The 4,609-nt window shown below is 73.3% G+C and carries 2 protein-coding genes and 1 pseudogene; 1 reads left to right on the top strand and 2 read right to left on the bottom strand.

Translation table 11 applies throughout. The features are described 5' to 3' along the window. Positions 1-765: 765 nt before the first annotated feature. Both ACQKM2_RS40630 and ACQKM2_RS40625 read right to left on the bottom strand, forming a co-directional pair. Complete coding sequence (locus ACQKM2_RS40630) at positions 766-2,355, bottom strand: hypothetical protein (RefSeq protein ID WP_427719190.1); 1,590 nt, start codon at positions 2,353-2,355, stop codon at positions 766-768. 322 nt (positions 2,356-2,677) lie between these two features. Further along, entirely contained in the window at positions 2,678-3,946 is a 1,269-nt protein-coding gene (locus ACQKM2_RS40625; RefSeq protein WP_427719188.1) for a hypothetical protein, read from the bottom strand. Between the two features lie 360 nt (positions 3,947-4,306). On the opposite strand from ACQKM2_RS40625, the pseudogene ACQKM2_RS40620 reads away from it, so the two are divergent. Next, positions 4,307-4,609, top strand: a pseudogene (locus tag ACQKM2_RS40620) (hypothetical protein); the annotation flags it as partial.

Here is a 4,609-nt window from a genome sequence, read left to right as displayed (position 1 = left end):
TGGCGCCGCCGCTACGCCGACTTCCCCGCCCCGGCCGGAGGCACGGAGGTGCTCCCGCAGTTCGACCGCGCGGCCGTCGTGGCGTGACTGCTCGCCCACGACAAGATCGGGGTCCCGATCGGGATGCCGTCGGCGTCGCTGACCGTGGTGGGCCCGGGGCGGCGCACGGTCCGCTTCCGGCTGGACGGCCCGTACCTCGTCTTGGCCGAGGACGCCGAAGGGGAGGACGTGCTGTCGGGCTGGTCGACTGACGAGGACGCCGACGCCCTGGCCGTCCTGGCCGAGGGCGAGTTCGGGGCGTCGCGGGGCCGGCTGACGGCGCCGGGGACGGTGCCGTTGGCGGTGGGGGGCCGGGTGCGGGTGGTGGAGCGGTTCCGGTCGGGATCGGCCGGTTCGTGTCGCGGGGCGACGTCCCGTAGCCGCGCGGCTGGCTGTCCGGGCGCGGGGTGGACACGGTTGGGGTGCGTGGCTTTGTACGCGAGAACGAAGCCACGAACATCGCCTCTCCGTATGAGCGCGCGACGACCGGAGCCATGTCAAAACGTCGGCGTGACTCGTGAACAGAGCCAAGACCGGCGGTTCGGGATGTTGATGGTGAATGGGGATGAGGTGGCGGGGTCTTCGCCTGCCGCGGGTTCTGTGGCGGCGGGGTGGATCTGGTGGGCTGGTGTGCAGGGCGCGGGGGATGAGGCCGTGCGGCAGGGGTCGGTCATACCTGCGCGGAAGGTGTGCGGCCCGCGGTGTGCGGGCCGCACGCCGTTGTTCTCAGGTGGTGGGCTGGTTGTTGAGGGTGGCGTCGGGGGTGTGGGCGGGGCCGGGGTTGCCGTTGGTGCCGGCGGTGCCGTCGGCGCTGCCGATGCCGCCGGGGCCGTGGCCGGCGGTGCCGCCGGTTCCGGGCTGTCCGCCGGTGACGGTGGGGGTGGTGGGGGTGTGGAGGTGGCCGGTGTTGGCGGGGGCTCCGTTGCCGCCGGCTCCGCCGTCGCCGCCGGTGTCGACGGCGGAGCTGGCACTGTGGTGGGCGTTGCCTCCTGTGCCGCCGTTTCCTCCGTTGCCGCCGGTGACGGTGAGGGTTCCGGTGTCGGTGGTGGCGGTGCCGGTGTTGCCGGTCCCGCCGTCGCCGCCTCGGGTGCCGCCTCCGCCTCGGTAGGTGGTGTTGCTGCCGTTGTTCCCGCTGCGGCCCTGTGCGCCGTTGCCGCCGGTGAGGGTGAGGTCGCCGGTGGTGTGGACGGTGCCGGTGTTGGCGGTGCCGCCGCCACCGCTGCGGTGTTCGCCGCCGCCGCTTCCGTCGCCGCCGGTGAGGCGGGCGGTGGCCGCGCCGGTGAGGGTGCCGGCGTTCGCGGTGCCGCCGTCGCCGCGGTGGCTGCCGCCCCTGCCGCCGGTCAGGGTCAGGCTGCGGCCGCCGTTGATGGTGCCGGTCGCGGCGTTGGCCGGCCCGCCGGCGCCGAACGGGCCGCCGAGGCCGCCGGTGGCGGTGATGTCGCTGTCACCGGCCTCGATCCGCCCGGTGTTCGCCGCGGGCCCCACGGCCTCGGCGCCGTATTCGATTCCGGCGGTCACGGTCACGGTGTCGTGTCCCGCGGAGGCGTCGATGGTGCCGCTGTTGACGCTCTGCCTGTCGGCGCCGGTCAGCTTGAGGGTGTCATCGCCGGCTCCGCCTTCCAGGCGCCCGCTGTTGGTGGGGCCCGTGGCCGTGATCTTCATCGCGGCGGGCACGCCCTCGTCGGCGAGCTCGCCGACGAACGGGCCGGCCAGGGTGGTGGCCTGGCTGCCGTCGCCGGTGCCGCCGGTCAGGGTGAGGGCGTCGTTGCCCGGACCGCCGCTGATGGTGCCCGCACTCGCGGTGCCCAAAACCGTGTCCTCGCCCTCACCGGCGTCGATCACCCCGTCCGGGCCCAACACGGTGAATGCGATGATCCGGTCGTTGCCGGCCCCGGTCTCGTAGCGGCTGGACGCGCCGCCGCCCGCGACGACCACGTCGTCCCCGCCGCCGGAGCGGACCGTCACAGGCATCTCGCTGTAGACCTCGATGCGGTCGTCACCCTCCCCGCCCTCGATCCCCAGCACTGCCCCCTCAGGCGCCTCCCCGTCCTCGTCGTCGGCGAACCGCCCGCCGCGCACGACGAACACGTCCGCCCCGTCCGTGCCCTTCAAGACCGTATCGGCCTGGTAGACGGCCTCCAGAGTGCAGATGACCTTCACACCACCCGTCTCCAGGGCTTGCCGGCTGCAGCCGGGCACCTCGCCGGCGGCCTGCGCCGGTGCGGCCCCGAGCAGACCGCCCGCCACCACCGCCAGCGCCAGCCCCGCCCCGACTGCCCGCCCGTTGTCCCGCTTGCTTCCACGCTCCGATGCCATGATCCATCCCCTCGTCCACCCGCCGTCCCCTCGTCGGGCAGGGGCGGGCCTGTCGGTCAGCGAACACCTTGATCAACAAGCCCGGTGGGGCAAAGGACACGCCAAAGGCCCCTTCGTCACACCACGACTGCGCCACCCCCACCGCGACAATCGCCCGGATCCCACGATCAGGCCCGTGCCCGTTCACAGCGGGTGCTCCGCGGGGTGGTGGCGGCCTGGCTCCCTGGTCGCATCAGACCCTGCTCAGTCTCCCGACGCGAAAACGAGAGATCGCAGCCCGGGCCGCGATGCGGTCCATCGCGGCCCGCACCTCTTTTGCCCGTCAGCTGCCCAGGGTGATTTCCCCTGCGGTTTCGGCCTTTCCGTAGCTCGGGGCGCCGTCGTAGGTGGCGGTGTAGGGGCCGGTCAGGCGGCTGGTGTCGATCTGGCCGGTGTCCGGGTTGATGGGCAGGCGGAGTTCGGCGGTGTGTTCGGCGCGGCCGTCGGCCTTGGTGGTGACGGTGCCCAGGTGCAGTCCACCGGAAGAGGTGAGGGTGACCGTCTGCCCGGCGATCGGGCTGCCGTCGGCGGTGGTCAGGCGGATCGCGAGTCCCGGGACCTGTACCGGCACCAGGGGGTGCGTGCTCTGGACTTCCAGGCGGGTGGCCATCGCCTGGGCGATCGGGCCGGTGACGACGCTGACCGCGTCGCCAGGCAGGGCGACCTGCTGCGACCCTGGCTCTCCGGGTGTGCCGATCAGCAGCTCAGCCACGTGATAGGGGATGAACGCGGCCCGGTTGCCGCTGGGCTCGTACGCCATCAGTGCCGGTGCGGGCGGCAGGCCGTCCTGGCCGGCGGGAACGGCTATCGCGGCGAGGGTCCGTGCGTCCAGCACGAGCAGGACACCGTCAGGACCGACGGCGAAGAGCCGCTCGCCGTCCGGTGACACCACGCCGGCCGAGACGGCCGTGGAGCCCGGCCCGCCGACGGGCTCCAGCGAGACTGCGTCCAGCGCCTGGACCAAGCCGTCCACCGTGATGGTGTACAGGCGGCTGCCATCCGGGCTGAGTGACCCGTGCTCGCCCAGCAGCCGCCCGATCACCGGCGAGGTCACCACGTCGCCGGACGACACCTCCAGTACCTGGAGGTACCCCGCCAACCCGCCGACGAGGTCCGGATCCTGCTCCCAGAAGTACACGCGCTTGCCGTCCTGGCTGAGCTGCACCTGCTGCGGGAGCGCGGTGGCGAACCGCCGCAGCGTCGTACCGGTCGCGGCGTCGACCTCCGCGATGCCGGTGCCTTCCCCTACGTACCCCGAATAGAGGAGCCGGCCGTCGCCCGAAGCGGCCAACGCGTTCGTGTCCGCCTCGGAGTCGAACGCGCCCGTGACCGCCAACAGAGTGGTGTCGACCACCCGCGTCTCCGTCCCGTCGACGACGCTGACGAACAGCCGCCCGGCGTCCGGTGCGGCCACCAGGCCCTTCACCTCCGCCTCGCCGGTCGCGATCGTCGTGAGGACCCGTCCGGTGACCGGGTCCACGGCGCTCACGCCCTTCGCGGAGTCCGCCGCGCCGGTGTGCGCCACCCAGAAGACCTGCTGCTGTTCGGTCATCCTCAACCGTTCCCATCCCTTGACGTGGCCACCGGACCTCCGGCCGCTCTTGATCACGTAAAGACGAAGCTATCCACACACTCCGTAGCGACAACTGTCGTTAACAAGCCCAACTCCACCCCCCCCGGGAACCAGCCACCCACGCGGCCTGCCCGCGCTGGCCCTCGCTGCTCTGCCCCTGCTGTCCACGGTGCCCGCCGCTCACGAGGTTCCGGACCGCGGGACTGTCTCCGCCCGTGCTGGAATGCGCGTGCCGATCGAGTGGACGTCGGCGGACGCCGAGGGCTGGAGCGTCGCTGGGAGGGCGGCGGCCTGGTGCTCGTCGTGTGTCCGCCGTGCCACAGTCCGGTGGAGACGCCGGTGCGTGAGGTCTACGACGAGTACACGGTGGCGGGCCGGCTGCGGGTGCCGGTGGCGGCTTGGCGGTGGGCGGCCGGTACCGGCTTGGTCCCGGCGGCGGACGCCGGTTCGGGGTTGTGGTCGCGGGCGGTGGTGGAGGCCGCCGACCCGGAGCAGGTCCGCGCGGCGCTGCGGGGCCCGGTGGGTGCGGGGGTGGCGGGGGACCGGTTGACGGAGGCGTTGGGGGAGCCGTTGCGGTGCCGGCCGCGGGTGACCGCGGCGGCGGTCGGCCACCTCGTCCGCGCCGGCTTTCTCGTCTACCTC

The organism is Streptomyces sp. NPDC004126, from assembly GCF_050275515.1.
In the GTDB taxonomy this organism is placed as follows: Bacteria; Actinomycetota; Actinomycetes; order Streptomycetales; family Streptomycetaceae; genus Streptomyces.
The sequence above is the reverse complement of the archived record's forward strand: the minus strand, read 5'-3'. Positions and strand labels throughout refer to the sequence as shown.